Genomic DNA, 19,902 nt, shown 5'->3' on the forward strand with positions numbered 1-19,902 from the left:
GACGGCGCGGGGTCAGCCTCGCCGCTCGGCCTCGGCGGCTCCCGGATAGCCCAGCTGTCGCCACGCCTCGTAGACGGCGATGGAGGCGGCGTTGGCGAGGTTCAGGCTCCGGCGCGCGGGCAGCATGGGGATGCGGACCCGGGCGGTGATCCGCGGATGCGCGAGCACCTCGGCGGGCAGGCCGCTCGGCTCGGTGCCGAACAGCAGCACGTCATCGTCCCGGTACTCGACGTCCGCGAAGCTCTGGGTCGTCTGGGCCGTGAAGGCGAAGACCCGTGCCCCGGGCACGGCGGCGAAGGCGGCCTCGACATGGGGGTGGATCGTGAGGTCGGCGAGGTCGTGATAGTCGAGCCCGGCCCGGCGCAGCTTGGCGTCCTCGAAGTCGAAGCCGAGCGGCTCGATCAGGTGGAGGCGGGCGCCGGTCACGGCGGACAGGCGGATCGCATTGCCGGTGTTCCCCGCGATGCGGGGCTCGTGGAAGAAGACGTGGACCATCCTCGGATCCTCCCACGCATACCGTCCTGCGAGCCCGAGAGCACCCTCGGGGGCGTCCCGGCGTGATTGTCTTCACGAACAGCGTCAGAGGAGGTCATCGCGTGGAATCCGGGCTCCGGACCGTGCTACTGTTTACTCGTTGCCGCGGGGCGAGAGCCGCGCGGGACACCACCTGTCCGGGTGGCGGAATTGGCAGACGCGCTAGCTTGAGGTGCTAGTGCCCGTATTAGGGCGTGGGGGTTCAAGTCCCCCCTCGGACACCGCAGGAACAAGGGCCCGGCCCCATCGAGAGATGGTGCCGGGCCCTTCGTCTCGTCCCCGGAGCTGTCTCGTTCCCGGAGCCGTCGTGCTGTCTGGTCTCCCGGGGCTGACGACCGCGGGGGACGCGGCACCGTGCTCAGGCGGTCGCGACCGCGACCGTCAGATCGTCATGGATCTTCGTGCTGCTGCTCCGCACGGGCCGCCGGGCACGGGAGCGCTCGGCATCGCGTACCTCCTCGCACAGCTCCTCGAGCCGGCCCGCCGCGCACTGCTCGGCGAAGCGCTCGACGTCGTGCGTGCCGAGCTCCAGCATGGCCCGGGTCGCCCCGTCGCTCGCCGCAATCACGACCATGCCGCTGCGCCAGGGAACGGAGCGGACCAGCGCGTGACGCGCCGCCGCGGGATCGTGATGGGCGCACCAGAAGCCGCCGTCGACGTTCCGAGCCGCGTCCAGCGCCTGGAAGCGCAGCGGGATCTCCTCGACAGGAGCGGCGAGCCGCTCCGCGGGCCGCTCGGCGAGCAGCCGCGTCCAGCGGTCGACCGCGCCCTGGACCCGGAGGTCCGTCACCAGCTCGGCCTCGAGACCTGGCCCGTCCGGTCCCGGCACCCCGATCACGATCGCGGCATCGCACAGGACGAGCGTCTCGAGCGTCCCCTCCCGGAGGCGCCAGGCGGCCACGGTCCCGCTCGGGCTGCCGGCATGCAGATCGCAGGATCCTCCGTGCAGCGCGCGCACGGCCCCGATCGCGCCCTCGAGGGCATCCGTCATCGACAGCCGCTCCTCGCCCTCGCGCTCGAGCCGAAGCGCGAGCTCGCGGGCGAGGTTCCGCGAGTACCAGGCGACGGGATGCGTGCAGCCGCGCCGCATCTCCGGGCGCAGTCCGGCGCCGTCCACGACGACGGCGAGGTCCCGGCCGAGGGCGACGGCGTCCTCATTGACGAGGTCAGGGGCGGCGGGATCGGTCAGCACGCGGATGCGCATCGTGCTCTCCTTCGAGTCGAGGACGGAGGGGCGGAGCAGCGGGGACGGGGGAGGGCCCCATCAGCCGGCTCCGAGGGCGGCGGCCACGAGGGGCGAGGCCAGGAGGCCGAGGAACGGCGCCGAGAGCAGGACCGGGCCGTAGGCGAAGCGGGCGTCGGCGCGCCGGGAGATCGCCCAGACCAGCCCGCCCGCGACCCCTCCGACGAGCGCGACCCCCAGCAGCCCTGCCAGCAGGCTGAAGGGACCGAGCGCCGACGTCATGAGCACGACCACGGGTGCCGTCTTCGCGTCTCCCATGCCGATCAGCTGGGGCGCGACCAGAGCGAGCGCGATCCCGGCGACCGCGCACAGCACGGCGAGCACGAGACCCACCCGCAGCAGCGGACGCAGGGCGGGATCGATCAGGGCCGCGAGACCGAGGGCGAGCACCGTCGAGAGGGTCAGCATCCCGACGCGCCGGTTGGGGAGGCGGTGCTCCCGTCCGTCGATCCAGGACAGGGCCACCGCCTGTCCGCCGTAGACCAGCAGCAGGACGCACAGCGCGGGGAGCGAGGGCGGGTCCATGCCCCTATTCCAGCAGAGACGCGTCGTGCCGCGGGAGCGCGGTGGACAGCTGGTCCTCCCCGCCCGACGTTCAGGTCCCGAGCGAGGAACGGACCCGGATGATGCGTCGGCGCATCCACACCTTCTGCCCGCCGCCGATGTACATGCGGGTGCGCGCGAGCTCCCAGCGACCGTACTCGGCCTCATCGGTCACGGAGGCCCGGGCCGCCGAGAGCGACACTCCGCGGGGAATCGTGAGCACCTGGAACTCGTAGTCCTCGGCGCGACGGCCGGGCCCCAGCGGCAGATCGGGGCCCGGCGGCGCAGAGGAGATCCGGATCGAGGGATGCGCGGGGCGGGACATGCTCCTGGGCACGGCGACCTCCGGTTCGTGCGGGAAGGATCCGGGCGGCCGGATCGGGTGGGACGATTCGGGACAGAGGCGGGACGGGAAGGACGGGATGAGACTGTCCATTCTGCCGTCGGACGGGGTACGGTCCAACCATGAACACGGATCCGCGTGCAGCTCTCGCCGCTCTCATCGCAGCCCTCGAGCGCCACTACGAGGCCGCCTCGGCCTCGCACGGCGAGGACGACCCCGCCCTCGACGCCGCCACCGATGGCCTGACCACCGCCTTCGACGCCTATGACGACGCCCTCTTCGAGGCCTACGACATCGCCACGCCGCTCATCGTCTTCGACGGCGACGATGAGGACGACGACGAGGACTTCGACGATTTCGACGACCTCGATGTGGATGACGAGGACGAGGAGGACGACTTCGACGAAGAGGACGAGGAGGACGAGGACGACTGAGGGCTGGACGTGCCCTCTGCTCCACGGAATCTTCACCGCTGATCCGCTGCGCGGCGCCCGGTCCTCCACCGGGCGCCGCGTACTGTGTTCCAGGGCCCGCGCGCTGCGCGACGGGCCCGTCCCCGTCACCCCGGGCCGCCGTCCGCGCGCCCGCCGTCGTCACCACCAGGAGAGCACGTGAGCTTCATCGATGCGATCATCCTGGGCATCGTGCAGGGCCTCACCGAGTTCCTTCCCGTGTCCTCCAGCGCCCATCTCCGTGTCGTCGGGGAGATGCTCATGCCCGGTCGCGAGCCGGGGGCGGCCTTCACCGCGATCATCCAGCTCGGCACCGAGACCGCGGTGCTGATCTACTTCTGGAAGGACATCACCCGGATCATCGGCCGCTGGTTCCGGGCGCTCGCGGGCAAGGTCCCGCAGTCGGACCCCGATGTCCGCATGGGCTGGCTCGTGATCATCGGCTCCATCCCGATCGGCGTGCTGGGCCTGCTGTTCGAGGATCAGATCGACCACGGCCTGCGCAACCTCTACATCACCGCGGCGATGCTCATCCTCTTCGGCCTCCTGCTCGGCGTCGCCGACCGGATCGCCCCGCAGACGAAGGAGCTGAAGGACCTCACGATCAAGGACGGCCTGATCTACGGCGGCGCCCAGGCCCTGGCCCTGATCCCCGGCGTCTCCCGCTCCGGCGGCACGATCACCGCGGGGCTGCTGATGGGCTACACCCGCCAGGCCGCGGCCCGCTACGCCTTCCTCCTGGCCATCCCCGCCGTGTTCGCCTCGGGCCTGTACAAGGCGGCCAAGGAGGTCCCCGCCCTGCTCACCGCCGACGGTCGCGCCGCCGCGGTCGCCGCCGGGGAGCCGTCCCTCCTCGCGATCCTCGTCGCCACCCTGGTGTCCTTCGCCGTCGGCTACGTCGTGATCGTCTGGTTCATGAGGCTCATCGAGAACCGCAGCTACCTGCCCTTCGTGCTGTACCGGGTGGGCGCGGGCGCGCTGCTGCTGGTGCTCCTGGCCACGGGTGTGATCGACCCCCTCGCCGGCGGCGTCTGATCCCCGGGCCGCGCCCAGCGGCGCGCACGTATGATCGTTCGGTGCGAGCTTGGAGAACACCGCAGATCAGCGTCCTTCCCGCGAGCGGCATCGCCCCGCGGCTGCATGACACCCGCAGCGGTCAGGTGCAGGAGGTGGTGCCGTCGACCCCGGGTAGGGCCCGGCTGTACGTCTGCGGCATCACGCCCTACGACTCGACGCACCTGGGGCATGCCGCGACCTATCATGCCGCGGATCTCATGCGCCGGGCGCTGCTGGATGCGGGGCTCGAGGTCGAGCTCGCCCAGAACGTGACCGACGTCGACGACCCGCTGCTCGAGCGGGCCGACCGCGACGGAGAGGACTGGCGGGACCTCGCCGCGCGGGAGACCGCGAAGTTCGCCGGGGACATGGAGGCCCTGCGCATCCTGCCGCCGCAGACGTATCGCTCCGTGAGCGAGGCGATGGAGGAGATCATCGACCTGGTCCGGCGCCTCGTCGCGGCCGGGCGCGCCTATCAGGTCCCCACCCCCGGGGCGGCCGGCGAGGACTGGTACCTCGATCTGTCGCAGGACGGAGCGCTCGGCGGGGTGAGCGGCTGGGACGAGCAGCAGATGCTCGAGGTCTTCGCCGAGCGCGGCGGAGATCCCGACCGCGCCGGCAAGCGCGGGATCTTCGATCCGCTGCTGTGGCGTGCCGAGCGCGAGGGCGAGCCCGCCTGGGACGCAGGGGAGCTGGGGCGCGGGCGCCCCGGCTGGCACGTCGAGTGCGTCGCGATCGCCCAGGAAGGCCTCGGCCTGCCCTTCGACGTGCAGACCGGCGGGAGGGACCTGATCTTCCCCCATCACGACATGAGCGCCTCGCACGCCGCGGCGCTCGGCGAGGGCTTCGCCACCCTCTACCCGCATGTGGGGATGGTCGCCTACCAGGGCGAGAAGATGAGCAAGTCGCTCGGCAACCTGGTCTTCGTCTCCGAGCTGGTGCGCCAGGGCGTGGATCCCGCCGCGATCCGGCTGGTGCTCATGGCTCATCACTACCGCAGCGACTGGGAGTGGACGGACGAGGAGCTGAGCCGCGCGAGCACGCGTCTGGCCGCCTACCGGCGAGCCGCCGCCGAGCCCGCCGACGACAGCGACGTGGTCGCGGCCCTCCGGGATGCGCTGCGCGCGGACCTCGACACCGAGCGCGCCCTGCGCGTCCTGGACCGCTGGGCGGCGGGACGATGCCCCGGGGAGGACGCCGCCGATGCCGAGCACCGCGACGTCGACGGCCCGGGCTCGGTGCCGGCCGCGCTCGACGCGCTCTTCGGGATCGCGCTCTGACCGACCGCGCGCGGCGCACGGGAGGGCCCGCGCGCTACTCCTGCTCGCGTCGCCGCAGGAACTGCTCGAACTCCCGCGCGATCGCGTCCCCGCTCGCGCCGGGCAGCCCGGTCGCATCCTGAGCCCGCTCGAGGCGCTGCACGTAGTCCGCGACCTCGGCGTCGGTCCGGCACAGCTCGTCCACGCCGCGCACCCACGCCTCGGCATCCTCCTCGAGGTCGGCGAGCGGGATCGGAGCACTGATCAGGGACTGCAGCTCGGCGATCAGCGCCAGCACCGCCTTCGGCGCCGCGTTCTGCGCGACGTAGTGCGGCACCTGGACCCACAGGGAGGTGGTGCGCAGCCCGCGGGCGACGGCGAGCCGCCCCAGCACGCCGGGAATCCCGACGGGCCCCTCGTAGGCGTCCTCGGGGGCGCTCTCGTGCGTGCCGGGCTCGACCTGCGCGCTCACCGGCAGGGGCCGGGTGTGCGGGGCATCGGCGAGCAGGGCGCCCAGCGAGAGGAGCGAGGAGGCTCCGGCGGCCTCGATCCGCGCGAGCACCTCGGCGCAGAAGCGCTTCCAGCGCAGCGAGGGCTCGGGCCCGTGCACCAGCACGAGCTCCGGCCCGCGCGGGGGCGTGACGAGATCGATGAGGGTGTCCGGCCATTCCAGCCGGCGCCGTCCCTCCTCGTCCGTGCGGATCGAGGGACGGTTGACGGGGAAGTCGGTGAACTCCTCGGCGTCGATCACGGAGAGCCGACGGGAGGGCCAGACGGACAGCAGATGCTCGATCGTGCCGCTCGCGGCCTCCCCGGCGTCGTTCCAGCCGCTGAACGCGGTCACGGCGATGCGGGTCATCGATCAATCATAGGGCGGCCCGCTCCGCGAAGGGCGGGCTGCCAGGGCGCCCTCACCGCGGACCGCTAGGCTCCCGGGGACGGGATCGACCGAGCCGAGGAGAGCACGCGCGTGAAGCAGCCCGAACTGCGACTGGGATCGCTGCCGCCTCTGCGGATCTCCCCGGGCACGCTGGTCACGATCGCGGTGCTGGCCCTGCTCGTGCACCCGGCGATCACGCGGGTGGACGGGATCGGCCCGGCGACCGCGGTCGCGGTCGCCGTCGGGATCGGCCTGTTCATGATCGTCTCCGTCGCCGTGCACGAGCTCGCCCACACCCTCGCCGCCCTCGCCTTCGGAGCGAAGGTCGACCACATCGCGCTGACCCTGTGGGGAGGGCACACGCAGTACAGCGGCGGGCGCCTGCGCTCCTGGCACGGGGTCGTCATCTCCCTCGTGGGCCCGCTCAGCAACGCCGTGCTGGGTGCGGCAGCGGCGCTCGCGGACCCGTTGGCCGAGCGCGGCTCCGCGGCGGCCGCCTTCCTGTTCTTCGCCTCGAGCCTGAACTACGCGCTGGCCGCGTTCAACCTCCTGCCCGGTCTGCCGATGGACGGCGGGCGCGCCCTCGAAGGGGTGCTGGGCGCGCTCACCCGGCGTCCGCTGCTGGCCACCCGGATCACCGCCTGGACCGGCCGCGTCATCGCGGCGGCCGTGGTCGTCTATGCGCTGGGGCGGACGATCCGGGACCCCGGGGGAGCGGATCTGCTGCTCGTGCTGTGGGCGGTGCTGATCGGCGGGATGCTCTGGCAGGGGGCGGGCGCCGCGCTGGCCCAGGCGCAGATGGAGTCGCGCGTCGAGCGGGCGGATCTGGGCAGGCTGCTGCGTCCGGTCCGTCTGCTGCCCGCCGATGCGCCGCTGACGGCGATCGGCCCCGACGTCGATCCGGGCTCTCTGCTCGTCCTCGAGGAGGCGGCCGGATTCGGGCTCGTCGATGCGCGTGCCCTCGACGCGGTGCCCATGGAGCGCCGTCCCCAGCTGCCCGTGCGGGCGGTGATGACATCGCTCCCGCGGGCCGCGCAGCTGACGATGCCGCTCTCCGGCGCCGCGCTCGTCTCGGCGATGCTGGCCCGCCCCTTCCCCCTGTACGTCGTGCGCGGCCCCGGCGGGGAGGTGCTCGGCACCGTCGCCTCGGCCGATGTGGACGCGCATCTGCGGGGCCGGTGAGCCCGCCGCCGATGCCGGCTGTGACATCGGACCGGTGCCGGGGCGCGCCTGGGACGAGTCGATCGGAGCGGCGGGGACGGACCTAGACTGGGACGATGGACTCCACCCCCCTGACCGACGTGCCCGCCGCCCCGGCGCCGCGCGCTCCGCGCCGCCGGCTGGACCGCACCGGCCCCTTCGAGGTGGGCGACAAGGTCCAGCTCGCCGACACCAAGAACCGCATGCACACGATCACCCTCCGGGAGGGCGGCGAGTTCCACAGCCACCGCGGCGTCCTGGCGCACGACGCGCTGATCGGCCAGGACGACGGGATCGTCGTGGAGGACTCGCGCGGCACGCTCTACCAGGCGCTGCGCCCGCTGTATGCCGATTACATGCTCTCGATGCCGCGCGGCGCCGCGATCATCTACCCCAAGGACTCCGCGCAGATCCTCATGTGGGGAGACATCTTCCCCGGGGCGCGGGTGCTCGAGGCGGGCGTGGGCTCGGGCGGTCTGACCACCGCTCTGCTGCGCGCCGTGGGGCCGGAGGGCTCGGTCCGCTCGATCGAGCGGCGGGAGGACTTCGCCCAGGTCGCCCGCGAGAACGTCGAGACCTACTTCGGCGCCCCGCATCCCGCCTGGGACCTCGAGATCGGGGACTTCCAGGACGTGGCCCTGCGTCTGGCGGCGGAGGGGCCGGTCGCGGACCGCGTCGTGCTGGACATGCTCGCCCCCTGGGAATGCGTGGACGCCGCGGCGACCGCGCTCGTCTCCGGCGGCGTGTTCCTCGCCTACGTCGCGACGGTCACCCAGCTCTCGCGCACCGCGGAGGCGCTGCGCGCCCACGGCGAGTTCGTCGAGCCCAGCGCCTGGGAGAGCTTCGTGCGGCCCTGGCACCTCGAGGGTCTCGCCGTGCGGCCGGAGCATCGGATGAACGCCCATACCGGCTTCCTCATCACCGCGCGCCGCGCCGCCCACGGCACCCGGGCGCTGACCCGTTTCCGGCGTCCCGCCCCGGGATCGCAGGACGCCGCGGAGCTCGACCATCCGGACAACGAGGGCTTCGGCGGCAGCGAGGGCGTCTGGAGCGCGGAGGACCTCGGGGAGCGCGGGGTCGCCCCGCGCAAGATCAAGCGGGCGCTGCGCGACATCCGCCAGGGCCGGGATCGCTGAGACCCCGGCCGCAGACCGGCCGACGACGAGGAGGATCGCCCCCGTGGGCATGAAGACGTACCAGGAGATGAGCAGCGAGCTCGAGAAGCTCGCCGCGCACAACGAGCGGCTCGTGGCCGGGCTGCGCGCGGCGCGAGCGCAGATCGTCGAGCTCAAGGGGGACCTCGAGCGGGTCGGCGATCCGCCCAACGCCTATGCGACCTTCCTGCGCCGCACCGAGGGCACGACCATCGACGTGCTGCACAACGGACGGCGGCTGCGCGTGGCCACCAGCGCGAAGCTCGACCTCGAGGCTCTGCGCCCCGGAGCGCTGCTGCGCCTGAACGAGGCTCTCGCCGCGGTCGAGCACGTCGCCGAGCCGGAGGACAGCGGCAGCCTCGTGGTCGTCCAGGAGCAGCTGGCCGACGGCCGCATCATCGTCGCCGTCACCCAGGACGACGTGCGCGTGCTGGGCCGCGGCGGAGAGCTGGGGGAGGAGCTCCTGCATCCGGGCGACCACGTGCTCGCGGACCTGAAGGCCGCGCTCGTGCGCGAGCGCATCGAGCGGGCCGAGATCACCGACCTCGTCCTCGAGCAGGTGCCGGACACGTCGTTCGCCCAGATCGGCGGGCTGCGCGACCAGATCGAGACGATCCGGGACGCCGTCGAGCTGCCGTTCCTGCAGCAGGACCTGTTCCGCGAGTATGGCCTGCGCCCGCCCAAGGGCGTGCTGCTGTACGGTCCGCCCGGCTGCGGCAAGACCATGATCGCCCGCGCCGTCGCCCACGAGCTGGCCCTGCGCTCGGCCGAGGCCGCGGGCGTCAGCGTCGAGGAGGCCCTGGCCCAGTCGTCGTTCCTGAACGTGAAGGGGCCCGAGCTGCTGAACAAGTACGTCGGGGAGACCGAGCGATCGATCCGCCTGGTCTTCGAGCGGGCCCGGGAGCGGGCGAGCTCGGGGCACCCGGTCGTCGTGTTCTTCGACGAGATGGAATCGCTGTTCCGCACCCGCGGGACCGGCGTCTCGAGCGATGTCGAGACCACCATCGTGCCGCAGCTGCTCGCGGAGATCGACGGCGTCGAATCCCTCGAGAACGTGATCGTCATCGGCGCCTCCAACCGCGAGGACATGATCGACCCCGCGATCCTGCGTCCGGGCCGGCTCGACGTGAAGATCCGGGTCCGCCGCCCCGATGCGGAGGCCGCCCGCGAGATCCTCGGCATCTACCTGGATCCTGCCGTTCCCGTCCGCGAAGGGCGCGAGGTCCTGCTGGACCGGACCGTCGAGCTGATCTACGAGGACGGCCCGGCCACCGAGTTCGTGCGCCTGGTCTACTCTGACGGCGGCGAGGAGACCCTGCACCTGCGGGACTTCACCTCCGGTGCCGTGCTGCGCAACATCGTCGATCGGGCCAAGAAGTTCGCGGTCAAGGACCACCTCGCGCACGGCACGGCGGGGCTCACCCTCGCACACGTGGAGGCCGCGGTCGAGGCGGAGTTCATGGAGAACGAGGACCTGCCGGCCGGCGCGCACGCCGAGGACTGGGCACGCATCTCCGGGCGCCGCGGACGCCGCGTCGACCGGGTGATCCCGCTGCGCCGCGCCGCTTCCGCCGAGGCGGGCTCCGATGACTGAGGCACCGGATCCGCGTGCGCCGGGCGCGGCACGCATCACCACCCGTCGGCCGATGGGCATCGAGACCGAGCTCGGGGTCGCGCACGCCGAGCATGCCGCTCGCGGAGACGTGGGGGCGGGCAGCGCGATCATGCTCTCCCACCTCGTCGTGGGCGCCTACGCGCTGCTGGCCCCGGAGGAGGGCCCCCGCGGGCGGCGCGTCCGCTGGGACTACGGCGACGAGTCCCCGCTGCGGGACGCGCGCGGCTTCGAGATCCAGCGGGCCGCCGCCCATCCCACGCAGCTCACCGACCAGGTCCGCGACGCCCATGTGCCCAGCATCGACCTGGACGTGCCGCTCGCGGCGGCGGAGGTCGCCCCGGGCGGCGACGACGCCGAGGTCCTCGACTGGGCGCTGCGGCGCTCCCTGGGCAACGCCGTGCTGCGCAACGGGGCGCGCTGGTACGTGGACCACGCTCATCCCGAATACTCCTCGGCAGAGGTCATGACGGCCCGCGAGGGCGTCCTCGTGGACCGGGCAGGAGAGGTGATCGCCCAGCGGACCATGGAGATCCTTGCCGCCGCCGAGGGCGTGCCCGAGGTCGCGCTGTACAAGAACAACACCGACGGCAAGGGCGCCTCCTACGGCACCCACGAGAACTATCTGCTGGACCGCTCGGTGCCGTTCGAGCACGTGGTCCGCGCCCTGATCCCCTTCTTCGCGAGCCGTGCGATCCTCGTGGGCGCCGGCCGCGTCGGGATCGGCACGCGAGGCCAGGAGGACGGCTTCCAGATCTCCTCGCGCGCGGACTTCTTCGAGGCCGAGGTCGGTCTGGAGACCACGCTGAACCGGCCGATCGTCAACACCCGGGACGAGCCGCATGCCGATGCGAGCCGCTTCCGGCGCCTGCACGTGATCATCGGGGACGCGAACCTGCTGGAGACCCCGACGTACCTCAAGCTGGGCATGACCAGCCTGGTCCTCGCCGCGCTCGAGCTCGAGCATGCCCAGGAGCGGCAGATCCTCCCGAGGATCCCGCTCGCCGATCCCGTGGGCGCCGTCCACGCCATCAGCCACGACCTGGATCTGCGGGTCGCTCTCCCGCTCGTGGACGGGGGGAGCATCACCGCCCTGGAGATCCAGCGCGCCTACCACCGGGCGGTCGGCGCGGTCCTCGACGTCGCCGATCCGGAGAGCCGCGACGTGCATGCGCAGTGGGGCGAGCTGCTGGACCTGCTCGAGCACGATCCCGCCGCCGCCGCCGACCGCATCGAATGGGTCGCCAAGCTCCAGCTGCTCGAAGGCTTCCGCGCCCGGCACGGCCTGGGCTGGGGCGATCCGAAGCTGCGGATGATCGACCTGCAGTTCTCGGATCTGCGACCCGCGCGGAGCCTCTATGCGAAGCTGCGCGGCTCCGGCCGCGTGCGCACCCTCGTCACCGAGCAGGAGGCGCGGGAGGCGGCCGTCACCCCGCCCGAGTCGACCCGCGCGCATCTGCGCGGGCGCCTGATCCGGGAGCATCCGGGGCATGTGACCTCGGCCGGCTGGGACGTCATCACGCTCGCAGGGGAGGCCGGAGCCGGTCTGACGCTGCGCTGCGCCGATCCCCGGATAGGCTCGCGGGCATGGCTCGCCGAGCACGGCATCGACCCGGCCGACGAGGTCGAGGCTGTCCTCGCGGCCCTGCGGGAGCTCGCCGCGTCCACCTCCTCCTGAGCACCCCACCCACCCTCCTGGAAGGACACCACGATGAGCCAGCAGTCCCTCAGCAGCAGCGGCGGCCCCGCCGACGACGAGACCGGCCAGGACGCCCTCGCCGGCGGCCAGGTCTTCGCCTCCGCGCAGGCGGCCGACTCCCTCCTCGACGAGATCGACGAGGTCCTCGAGTCCAATGCGGAGACCTTCGTCCGCTCCTTCGTGCAGAAGGGCGGGCAGTGACCACCGGGACGCCGCCCGCCACGGGGGCGGAGCGGTGAAGCGTCGCGTCGGCGGTCTCGAGACCGAGTACGGGCTCGTCTGCGTGCGCGCCGACGGCAGCCGCGCCCTCGAGCCGGAGGCCGCCGCGCGCGAGCTCTTCCGTCCGGTCGTGGCCCTCGGCCGCTCCTCCAACGTCTTCCTCGAGAACGCGGCCCGGCTGTATCTGGACGTCGGCTCGCATCCGGAGATCGCGACCGCCGAATGCGACGACTGGTGGGAGCTGGTCGCCCAGGACAGGGCCGGGGAGCGGATCCTCGCCGACCTCGCCGCCCAGGCCAACGCCCGTCTCGCCGCGCAGGGCGAGGATGCGCGCATCCATCTGCTCAAGAACAACGTCGACTCCGCGGGCAACTCCTTCGGCAGCCACGAGAACTATCTCGTGGACCGGCGCGGCGAGTTCACCCGCCTGCCCGCCGCGCTGCTGCCCTTCCTCGTGACCCGGCAGATCATCACCGGGGCCGGGGGAGTCGTCACCGAGGACGACGGCGAGGGCGGATCCCGCGGCCGCTTCGTCTTCTCCCGGCGCAGCGACCACATGTGGGAGTCCGTGTCCTCCGCGACGACCCGGACCCGCCCCATCATCAACACCCGCGACGAGCCGCACGGCGACGCGACCCGCTTCCGGCGGCTGCACGTGATCGTCGGGGACTCGACCATGTCCGAGGTCTCGACCTGGCTGCGCTTCGCGACGACCTCGCTCGTGCTGCGACTCGTCGAGTCCGGGCAGGTCCTGCCGGACCTGCGCCTGGCCGACGACATCGCCGCCATCCGCGCGGTGTCCCGCGACCTCGGCGGGCACGGCGCGCTCGAGCTCGCGGACGGGGGCACGGTCACCCCCGTGGAGGTCCAGCAGCGCTTCCTCGACCTGGCGGCACCCCTCGCGGACGAGGCCGAGCACGAGATCCTCGACGCCTGGCAGCGCGGCATCGACGCGGTCCGCACCGGGGACCTGTCCTGGGCGCGCACCCATCTGGACTGGGCGATCAAGAAGACCCTGTTCGAGGACGTCGCCGCCCGGCGCGGCCTCGACCTCGCGAGCCCGCAGATCGAGCGCCTCGACCTGGCCTACCACGACATCGATCCGCACGCAGGACTGCTCTCCCGCCTGCAGGCGTCCGGCCGCGCCGTCCGCGTGCTCCCCGAGGAGCGGATCGAGGCGGCCCGCACCACCGCCCCGACGACGACGCGCGCGCATCTGCGCGGACAGGTCGTGAGCGCGGCGATCGCGCACGGCGTCGACCACGTCGTGGACTGGACCACGATGCGTCTGGTCCGGCAGGGCGCGATGCCCGTGACCGTCCTCGACCCCTTCGCGACCGAGTCCTCCGAGGTCGACGCGCTGCTCGCGGAGATCCGCTCCCGCGCGACCTCCGCGCCGCCGCCCGCCTGAGCCTGCCTGCACCGGGCTCCGCCCTCGTCCGGGCCGCTGCCCAGGCAGAGCCCGTACCCTGTCCCCGCACCCGTTCCTCCCCGCATGCCCGCGCGCATGCCGCATCCTCTGGGAAGGTCACCCCGTGATCCGACGCCGTACCCTGCTGGGCTCCGCCCTCGCCGCCACTGCCGCGATCGGCCTGGCCGCCTGCTCCGACGACGCGACGACCGGCGGCGCCTCCGACGGCGGCGGGGACGCTCTCGACGCGGTCACCGTGAGCGACGACCTGGGCAGCGCACCGGTGGTCGAGTTCGCCGCGCCCCTGTCGATCGAGTCGCCCTCCTCGAAGGTCGTCGTCCCCGGGGACGGGGCGGCGATCGCCGAGGGGGACACCATCGTGTGGCGCTCCCTGTTCGTCGCCGGCGCGAGCGGCGAGACCCTCCAGTCCTGGTGGGAGGGCGGCCCTGCCGGCGGCCTCACCCTCAGCACCGACACCGCGGGCGCGGAGGCGGTCTCGTTCCTCACCACGGCGACCGTCGGCAGCCGCGTGGCCATGTCCGGGTGGCAGAAGGACGGCAGCGGCGCCATGGTCTCCCTCGTCCAGGTCGCCGACATCGACCAGGTCGTCTCCCCGCTGCGGGCCGAGGGCGCCGCGGCGGCTCCCTCGGGCACCTACCCCGCGGTGACCCTCGGCGAGGACGGCGCCCCCGCGATCTCCGGCCCCGGCGAGGGCGAGCCCCCCGCGGCGACGATCGTCGAGCCGCTGATCACCGGAACCGGCGAGAAGACCGCGGCCGGCGACTACCTCGTCATGCAGTACACCGGCTGGAGCTGGGACGACGGGGAGAAGTTCGACTCCTCCTGGGACCGCGGCGCCCCCTTCGGCTTCGTCCAGGGCCAGAGCCAGGTCATCCAGGGCTGGGACGAGAACCTCGTGGGCCTGCCCGTCGGCAGCCAGGTCATGCTCGTCATCCCGCCCGCGGAGGCGTACGGCGACGATCCGGCGCAGCACGAGCTGGGAGGCAAGACCCTCGTCTTCGTGGTCGACGTCCTCGCACGCGGCCCCCGGCAGGCCTGACCCGCCCCCTGTTCCCTGCGGGCCGCCCGGTCCGCAGCCCCCATCCCGATCATCGAGGAGAGCCCACCCATGAGCCCGAGCAAGCCGCAGATCGACGCCCCCGAGGGCGAGGCCCCCACCGAGCTCGTCATCATCGACGAGGTCGAGGGCGAGGGCGAGACCGCCGGGCGCGGCGACGTCGTCGACGTGCACTACGTCGGCGTCTCCCACTCCACCGGCGCCGAGTTCGACGCCTCCTACAACCGCGGCGAGCCCCTGCGCTTCCAGCTGGGCGTGGGCCAGGTCATCTCCGGCTGGGACCAGGGCGTGCAGGGCATGAGGGTCGGCGGCCGCCGCCGCCTCGAGATCCCCGCCGCCCTCGCCTACGGCGTGCGCGGCGCCCCGCCCGTCATCGCCCCGAACGAGGCCCTCGTCTTCGTATGCGACCTGGTGGCGGTCCACCGCCGCTGAGCAGGAGCACCGCCAGGATGACCGATGCATCGGCGGCGGGGGCGCAGGACGGGCTCTTCGCCCCGCCCGCCCCCGCCGCCTCCGCCGTGCCGACGGCCGCCGCCGAGGCGTCCCCGGGCTCCGGGGACGAGCGCCTGCGCACCACCGCCGGTTTCGCGCTCGCGCCCACCCTCCCGGTCGCGCGCGTCCAGCTGATCGGCGCGCTCCCGCACCTGGACCGACCCTTCGACTACGCCGTCACGGCGGAGACCGCGGCCGCCGGCCCGGGCATCCGGGTCAAGGTGCGCCTGGCCGGCCGCGAGATGGACGGGATCGTCCTCGAGCGCTGCGCCCAGCCGTCGACGGACCGGCCGCTGGGACCGCTGCTGCGCCTGGTCTCCGAGGACTCCGTGATCTCGCCGGCCCTCCTGCGCGTCTGCGCCGACGTCGCCGCACGCTGCGCCGGCACTCTCGGCGACGTCCTGCGCCTGGCGATCCCGCCGCGTCATGCCCGCGCCGAGAAGGCGGATCGCGCCGCCGAGGAGGCGGAGCGGGCGGAGGCCGCAGAACGGGCCGAGACGACCGATCCGGCGGGCGCCGATCCGGGCGCTCCGGCGCCGTCGGAGCAGGCGCAGGACGCGGAGCGCATCGCCCGCTATGTCGGCCTGGGGGCGCTGCTCCAGCGCGCCGGCTCCGCCGATGGGCCGGTGCCCCGGGCCGGGATCGTCCTGGAGCCGGCGGACCCGTGGACGCAGATCGCCGCCGCCGCGCTGCGCACCGTCGCCGCGGAGGGACGAGGCGCCCTGGTCATCGCCCCTGACATGCGGGACGTGGACCGGCTGCACCGGCTGCTGCAGGAGCAGGGCACGGGGCACGAGGTCCTCGGCAGCGCCGACGGCCCCGAGAAGCGCTACCGCGCCTTCCGCCGGATCCTGCGCGGCGCCTCCCGGATCGTCATCGGCTCCCGATCGGCGGCCTTCGCCCCCGTCCAGGACCTCGCCCTCCTGATCTGCTGGGACGAGGCCGACGACCTGCTCATCGAGCCCCGCGCGCCCTACCCGCACGTGCGCACCGTCCTCCAGTGCCGCTCCGCCGAGGAGAGGGCGGCGCTGCTGCTGCTGTCCTCCTCCTGCTCGCCCACCCTGTCCCAGCTGGCCGAGCACGGGTATCTGCGCCTGCTCGAGCCGGCGCCCGCCCCCCTGACCTCGGTCCGTCCGCGGATCGTCGCGATGGACGAGCATCTGCGCGAGCGCGAGGGCCCCAGCGGTCGGGCCCGCATCCCCCAGGCCGCCATGCGCCTGATCCGCGAGGGCCTGGAGCGGGGGAGCGTGCTCGTGCAGGTCCCGCGCAGCGGCTACGTGCCCGCGATCGCCTGCACCTTCTGCGGGACCCGCTGCCTGTGCGGAGCCTGCTCCGCACCGCTCACCGTGCGTGGGCGCGGCGGCGGCCTGCAGTGTCCGGTGTGCGGGCGGGTCGAGGACGGGTATCGCTGCCCGGAGTGCCATCGGACCGGTGTGCGGGCCGTGGTCATCGGCTCCACTCGCACCGCCGAGGAGCTGCGCCGCGCCTTCCCCGAGCAGGAGATGGTCGTCGCCGGGGGCGCCCACGGTCCCGTCGCCGATGACGCCGTGCCCGAGCGGGCCATCGTCGTCGCCACCCCGGGGGCGGAGCCCGCCGTCGACGGCGGGTACGCCGCCGGTCTGCTGCTGGACTGCGATGCGATGCTCGCCCGCGCCGCCTTCGACGCCGATGTGGAGGCCGTGCGCCGCTGGTCCAACGCCATCTCCCTGGTGCGGCCCGCCGCGGCCGGGGGAGAGGTGCTCGCGGTCGGGACCGCCGCACTGCCCGCCATCCGCGACCTCGTCGCCCATCGATCCCGGGTCTTCCTGGACCGCGTCCTGGCCGACCGTCGCGAGCTGGACCTGCCTCCCTTCGCCCGCGTGGCCGAGATCCTCGGCGACAGGGCGGCTGTGCGGGTCCTCCTCGAGGAGCTGGAGCAGGCCGGGCTGCCCGACGGCACGAGCGTCTTCGGGCCCGTCGACCTCGACGCGGACGCCCAGGCCCGCGCGGTGCTGCGGATCGCCCCCTCCCGCTCCCGGGAGCTGGCCTCGGCCCTGCGCGCGGGCATCGCCGCCCGCAGCGCCCGGAAGCGGCCGGGAGGCGTCCGGGTGCGCATGGACCCGCCGGACGTGTTCTGACACCCGCCCTCGTGCTCCGTCCGCAGCTCCGCCCTACAATGGCGAGCATCATGCGAGTCCTCTTCGCGGGTACGCCCGCCGCCGCCGTCCCCAGCCTCCGGGCCCTGCTCGAGAGCGATCACGAGGTGGTCGCCGTCCTCACCCGGCCCGACGCCCCCACCGGTCGCGGCCGGAGGCTGCGCCCCTCCCCGGTGCGGGCCCTCGCCGACGAGGCGGGCGTGCCCGTCCTCACGCCTCCCACCCTGCGCGATGCCGCGGTGCAGGAGCAGCTGCGACGGCTCGCCCCCGAGGCCGCGCCCGTGGTCGCCTACGGGAACCTGATCCCTGCCCCGGCCCTCGACATCCCCCGTCACGGCTGGATCAACCTGCACTTCTCCCTCCTGCCCGCCTGGCGCGGCGCCGCCCCCGTGCAGCGCGCCGTCCTCGCCGGGCAGACGCGGACCGGGATGACCACCTTCCGCATCGACGCCGGGATGGACACCGGCGATGTGCTCGCCTCACGGCCCGTGGACATCGGTCCGCTCGAGACCTCCGGGGAGCTGCTCGAGCGCCTCGCCCATGACGGCGCCCCCCTGCTCGTGGAGACCCTCGACGCGCTCGCGGACGGGACCGCCCGCGCCGTCCCGCAGCGCGGCGAGGCCAGCCACGCGGCGAAGCTCACCGCTCAGGAGGCGCGGATCGACTGGAGCGCGGACGCTGCCGTCCTCGACGCGCACATCCGCGGGATGAGCCCCGATCCCGGTGCCTGGACCCTGCTGCGCGGCGAGCGGTTCAAGATCCTCGGCGTCGACGCGACGCAGCCCCCCGCCGATCTCGTGCTCGCCCCGGGCGAGCTGCATGCGACCCGCCGCGCGCTCTTCGTCGGCACGGGCACCGCGCCGATCGCCATCGGCACCGTCGCCCCGGCCGGGAAGAAGGCGATGCGCGCCGCCGACTGGGCGCGCGGAGCCGCCCTCGAGGAGCGGACCCTCTTCGCGCCCCCGACCGATGCCGAGGAGGCACGATGACCGACCGAGAGAAGCACCGCCGAGACGATCATCGCCACGACGACCGCCGTCGCGGACGGGACGAGGCACGGGGCGGAGCGGAGCGCCGCGGGCGCGATGCGAAGGGCCGCGAGCGCTCCGGCTCCCGGGGACGGGGCGGACCGCGACGCGGATGGTCCGAGGATCGCCCCTCCGAGCGCTCGCGCCGCACCACCTCGTCCCGGCAGGTCGCCTTCGAGGCGATGCGCGCCGTCCGCGAGGACGACGCCTACGCGAACCTCGTCCTGCCCGGCCTGCTGCGCCGCAGCCGGGTCGCCGGCCGCGACGCCGCCTTCGCGACCGAGCTGTTCTACGGCACCCTGCGCGCCCAGGGCCGCCTGGACGCGATCATCGGCGCCTGCATCGACCGCCCCCTCGACCAGGTCGACGGCGATGTGCTCGACGTTCTCCGGCTGGGCGCCTACCAGCTCGTGGACATGTCGGTCGCCCCGCACGCCGCGACCTCCGAGACGGTCGCGCTCGCACGGCAGGTCGCCGGCGCCGGGGCGGGCAGCTTCGTCAACGCGGTGCTGCGGCGCATCGGCGAGGACGATCGGGAGGGCTGGATCGCGAAGGTCGCCCCGGACCGCTCCGAGGACGAGATCGGCCATCTGTCGATCGCGCACTCCCATCCGGCCTGGATCGTGCGCGCCCTGTCCGATGCGCTGGCCGCCCACGGCCGCGACCGCTCCGAGATCGACGCGCTCCTGGAGGCCCAGAACGCCGCCCCCTCGGTGTCCCTGGTCATGCGGCCGGGCCTGACCGACCTCGACGAGCTCATCGACAACGGCGCGAGCGCCGGGCACCTGTCGATCTTCGCGGCCTCCTGGCCCTCCGGCGACCCCGGCGGCACCGATCCGGTCCGGGAGGGCCGCGCCGCCGTGCAGGACGAGGGCAGCCAGCTGATGGCGCTCGCCCTCGCGCTCGGGGCCGACGACCTCGTCCGCGCCGAGGACCATCGCTGGCTGGACCTGTGCGCCGGACCCGGCGGCAAGACCGCGCTGCTGGCCGGGCTCACGCTCGAGCACGACGCCGAGCTGCTCGCCGTCGAGCTCCAGGAGCATCGGACCCAGCTGGTCGAGCGGGCCGTGGCCACGCTCGTCGAGGCCGGGGCCGAGGTCACGACCCGCACCGCCGATGGCCGGGACATCGGCGGCGAGATGCCGGGGACCTTCTCCCGCGTCCTCGCCGACGTCCCCTGCTCGGGGCTCGGAGCCCTGCGCCGCAGACCGGAGTCGCGCTGGCGGCGCAGACCCGCGGACATCGGCCAGCTGGGCGGCCTCCAGCGCGACCTGCTCGCCAGCGCGCTCGATGCGGCGGCCCCCGGCGGCGTCGTCGCCTACGTCACCTGTTCCCCGCATCTCGCGGAGACGCGGCTGATCGTGCAGGACGTGCTGCGCCGCCGTACGGACGCGGAGCAGCTCGACGCCCGCCCTGCCGTGCGGGCCGGGCTGCTGCCGCAGGCCCGGGACGTGGAGCTCGGAGAGGGGCCCGCGGTCCAGCTGTGGCCCCACGTCCACGGGACCGACGCCATGTTCATCGCCCTCCTGCGCAGGCGCGAGCAGGACTGACCGACCCATCGACC

The 19,902-nt window shown here is 73.7% G+C and carries 19 protein-coding genes and 1 tRNA gene; 15 read left to right on the forward strand and 5 right to left on the reverse strand.

From position 1 onward, the window contains the following. Nucleotides 1-12 precede the first annotated feature (12 nt). A complete protein-coding gene (locus tag ACFFF6_RS09915; RefSeq protein WP_376980202.1) occupies nucleotides 13-495 on the reverse strand; it encodes a tRNA (cytidine(34)-2'-O)-methyltransferase in 483 nt (160 codons plus the stop codon). A gap of 174 nt (nucleotides 496-669) precedes the next feature. On the opposite strand from ACFFF6_RS09915, the gene ACFFF6_RS09920 reads away from it, so the two are divergent. After that, a tRNA-Leu gene (locus ACFFF6_RS09920) sits at nucleotides 670-755 on the forward strand. Nucleotides 756-892: 137 nt separating this feature from the next. Here the strand turns inward: ACFFF6_RS09920 and ACFFF6_RS09925 are convergent. From ACFFF6_RS09925 to ACFFF6_RS09935, 3 genes are all read right to left on the reverse strand, one after another. Continuing rightward, a complete protein-coding gene (locus tag ACFFF6_RS09925) occupies nucleotides 893-1,738 on the reverse strand; it encodes a hypothetical protein (RefSeq protein ID WP_376980203.1) in 846 nt (281 codons plus the stop codon). Between the two features lie 60 nt (nucleotides 1,739-1,798). After that, entirely contained in the window at nucleotides 1,799-2,302 is a 504-nt protein-coding gene (locus tag ACFFF6_RS09930; protein WP_376980204.1) for a hypothetical protein, read from the reverse strand. Nucleotides 2,303-2,372: 70 nt separating this feature from the next. Next, on the reverse strand, nucleotides 2,373-2,645 hold the full coding sequence (locus ACFFF6_RS09935) for a DUF5703 family protein (protein ID WP_376980205.1): 273 nt from the start codon (nucleotides 2,643-2,645) through the stop codon (nucleotides 2,373-2,375). A 140-nt stretch (nucleotides 2,646-2,785) separates the two neighbouring features. Here ACFFF6_RS09935 and ACFFF6_RS09940 point away from each other — a divergent pair, with 140 nt between their 5' ends. The 3 genes from ACFFF6_RS09940 (at nucleotide 2,786) to mshC (ending at nucleotide 5,451) form a co-directional block, all read left to right on the forward strand. Then, nucleotides 2,786-3,097: a DNA primase gene (locus ACFFF6_RS09940; protein WP_376980206.1), complete on the forward strand. Its 312-nt coding sequence runs from the start codon at nucleotides 2,786-2,788 to the stop codon at nucleotides 3,095-3,097. Nucleotides 3,098-3,274: 177 nt separating this feature from the next. Continuing rightward, the gene (locus ACFFF6_RS09945) at nucleotides 3,275-4,150 is read left to right on the forward strand and encodes an undecaprenyl-diphosphate phosphatase (RefSeq protein ID WP_376980207.1); all 876 of its coding nucleotides are present in this window, start codon (nucleotides 3,275-3,277) and stop codon (nucleotides 4,148-4,150) included. Between the two features lie 41 nt (nucleotides 4,151-4,191). Continuing rightward, on the forward strand, nucleotides 4,192-5,451 hold the full coding sequence (gene mshC / locus ACFFF6_RS09950; protein ID WP_376980208.1) for a cysteine--1-D-myo-inosityl 2-amino-2-deoxy-alpha-D-glucopyranoside ligase: 1,260 nt from the start codon (nucleotides 4,192-4,194) through the stop codon (nucleotides 5,449-5,451). A 34-nt stretch (nucleotides 5,452-5,485) separates the two neighbouring features. On the opposite strand, the gene ACFFF6_RS09955 is transcribed toward mshC, so the two are convergent. Next, the gene (locus ACFFF6_RS09955) at nucleotides 5,486-6,289 is read right to left on the reverse strand and encodes a PAC2 family protein (RefSeq protein ID WP_376980210.1); all 804 of its coding nucleotides are present in this window, start codon (nucleotides 6,287-6,289) and stop codon (nucleotides 5,486-5,488) included. Between the two features lie 111 nt (nucleotides 6,290-6,400). Here ACFFF6_RS09955 and ACFFF6_RS09960 point away from each other — a divergent pair, with 111 nt between their 5' ends. From ACFFF6_RS09960 to ACFFF6_RS10010, 11 genes are all read left to right on the forward strand, one after another. Then, a complete protein-coding gene (locus ACFFF6_RS09960) occupies nucleotides 6,401-7,492 on the forward strand; it encodes a M50 family metallopeptidase (RefSeq protein WP_376980212.1) in 1,092 nt (363 codons plus the stop codon). A 95-nt stretch (nucleotides 7,493-7,587) separates the two neighbouring features. Further along, entirely contained in the window at nucleotides 7,588-8,646 is a 1,059-nt protein-coding gene (locus tag ACFFF6_RS09965; protein ID WP_376980214.1) for a tRNA (adenine-N1)-methyltransferase, read from the forward strand. Nucleotides 8,647-8,695: 49 nt separating this feature from the next. Next, complete coding sequence (gene arc, locus ACFFF6_RS09970) at nucleotides 8,696-10,258, forward strand: proteasome ATPase (protein ID WP_376980216.1); 1,563 nt, start codon at nucleotides 8,696-8,698, stop codon at nucleotides 10,256-10,258. Beyond that, nucleotides 10,251-11,954, forward strand: a complete 1,704-nt coding sequence (dop, locus tag ACFFF6_RS09975; protein WP_376980218.1) for a depupylase/deamidase Dop — start codon at nucleotides 10,251-10,253, stop codon at nucleotides 11,952-11,954. Before arc ends, dop begins: the two co-directional genes overlap by 8 nt. Nucleotides 11,955-11,987: 33 nt before the next feature. Next, complete coding sequence (locus tag ACFFF6_RS09980; protein ID WP_376980220.1) at nucleotides 11,988-12,176, forward strand: ubiquitin-like protein Pup; 189 nt, start codon at nucleotides 11,988-11,990, stop codon at nucleotides 12,174-12,176. Nucleotides 12,177-12,210: 34 nt separating this feature from the next. Continuing rightward, nucleotides 12,211-13,605 (forward strand): Pup--protein ligase, encoded by a 1,395-nt coding sequence (gene pafA, locus ACFFF6_RS09985; RefSeq protein WP_376980222.1) that lies wholly within the window; start codon nucleotides 12,211-12,213, stop codon nucleotides 13,603-13,605. 124 nt (nucleotides 13,606-13,729) lie between these two features. Beyond that, complete coding sequence (locus ACFFF6_RS09990; protein ID WP_376980224.1) at nucleotides 13,730-14,665, forward strand: FKBP-type peptidyl-prolyl cis-trans isomerase; 936 nt, start codon at nucleotides 13,730-13,732, stop codon at nucleotides 14,663-14,665. Between the two features lie 69 nt (nucleotides 14,666-14,734). After that, on the forward strand, nucleotides 14,735-15,115 hold the full coding sequence (locus tag ACFFF6_RS09995) for an FKBP-type peptidyl-prolyl cis-trans isomerase (RefSeq protein ID WP_376980226.1): 381 nt from the start codon (nucleotides 14,735-14,737) through the stop codon (nucleotides 15,113-15,115). Nucleotides 15,116-15,132: 17 nt separating this feature from the next. Then, the gene (locus tag ACFFF6_RS10000) at nucleotides 15,133-17,292 is read left to right on the forward strand and encodes a primosomal protein N' family DNA-binding protein (RefSeq protein WP_376980227.1); all 2,160 of its coding nucleotides are present in this window, start codon (nucleotides 15,133-15,135) and stop codon (nucleotides 17,290-17,292) included. 50 nt (nucleotides 17,293-17,342) lie between these two features. Beyond that, a complete protein-coding gene (gene fmt, locus ACFFF6_RS10005; RefSeq protein WP_376980229.1) occupies nucleotides 17,343-18,299 on the forward strand; it encodes a methionyl-tRNA formyltransferase in 957 nt (318 codons plus the stop codon). Next, a complete protein-coding gene (locus tag ACFFF6_RS10010; RefSeq protein ID WP_376980231.1) occupies nucleotides 18,296-19,888 on the forward strand; it encodes an RsmB/NOP family class I SAM-dependent RNA methyltransferase in 1,593 nt (530 codons plus the stop codon). The genes fmt and ACFFF6_RS10010 overlap by 4 nt, the downstream gene beginning before the upstream one ends. Nucleotides 19,889-19,902: the final 14 nt, after the last annotated feature.

The organism is Brachybacterium hainanense (genome assembly GCF_042434575.1).
GTDB lineage: Bacteria > Actinomycetota > Actinomycetes > Actinomycetales > Dermabacteraceae > Brachybacterium > Brachybacterium hainanense.

Bases quoted from the DNA above. Each gene is read 5' to 3' on its own strand.
- ACFFF6_RS09915 (WP_376980202.1), bottom strand. From the start codon at position 495: ATGGTCCACGTCTTCTTCCACGAGCCCCGCATCGCGGGGAACACCGGC.
- ACFFF6_RS09925 (WP_376980203.1), bottom strand. From the start codon at position 1,738: ATGCGCATCCGCGTGCTGACCGATCCCGCCGCCCCTGACCTCGTCAAT.
- ACFFF6_RS09930 (WP_376980204.1), bottom strand. From the start codon at position 2,302: ATGGACCCGCCCTCGCTCCCCGCGCTGTGCGTCCTGCTGCTGGTCTAC.
- ACFFF6_RS09935 (WP_376980205.1), bottom strand. From the start codon at position 2,645: ATGTCCCGCCCCGCGCATCCCTCGATCCGGATCTCCTCTGCGCCGCCG.
- ACFFF6_RS09940 (WP_376980206.1), top strand. From the start codon at position 2,786: ATGAACACGGATCCGCGTGCAGCTCTCGCCGCTCTCATCGCAGCCCTC.
- ACFFF6_RS09955 (WP_376980210.1), bottom strand. From the start codon at position 6,289: ATGACCCGCATCGCCGTGACCGCGTTCAGCGGCTGGAACGACGCCGGG.
- ACFFF6_RS09965 (WP_376980214.1), top strand. From the start codon at position 7,588: ATGGACTCCACCCCCCTGACCGACGTGCCCGCCGCCCCGGCGCCGCGC.
- arc (WP_376980216.1), top strand. From the start codon at position 8,696: ATGAAGACGTACCAGGAGATGAGCAGCGAGCTCGAGAAGCTCGCCGCG.
- dop (WP_376980218.1), top strand. From the start codon at position 10,251: ATGACTGAGGCACCGGATCCGCGTGCGCCGGGCGCGGCACGCATCACC.
- ACFFF6_RS09980 (WP_376980220.1), top strand. From the start codon at position 11,988: ATGAGCCAGCAGTCCCTCAGCAGCAGCGGCGGCCCCGCCGACGACGAG.
- ACFFF6_RS09995 (WP_376980226.1), top strand. From the start codon at position 14,735: ATGAGCCCGAGCAAGCCGCAGATCGACGCCCCCGAGGGCGAGGCCCCC.
- ACFFF6_RS10000 (WP_376980227.1), top strand. From the start codon at position 15,133: ATGACCGATGCATCGGCGGCGGGGGCGCAGGACGGGCTCTTCGCCCCG.
- fmt (WP_376980229.1), top strand. From the start codon at position 17,343: ATGCGAGTCCTCTTCGCGGGTACGCCCGCCGCCGCCGTCCCCAGCCTC.
- ACFFF6_RS10010 (WP_376980231.1), top strand. From the start codon at position 18,296: ATGACCGACCGAGAGAAGCACCGCCGAGACGATCATCGCCACGACGAC.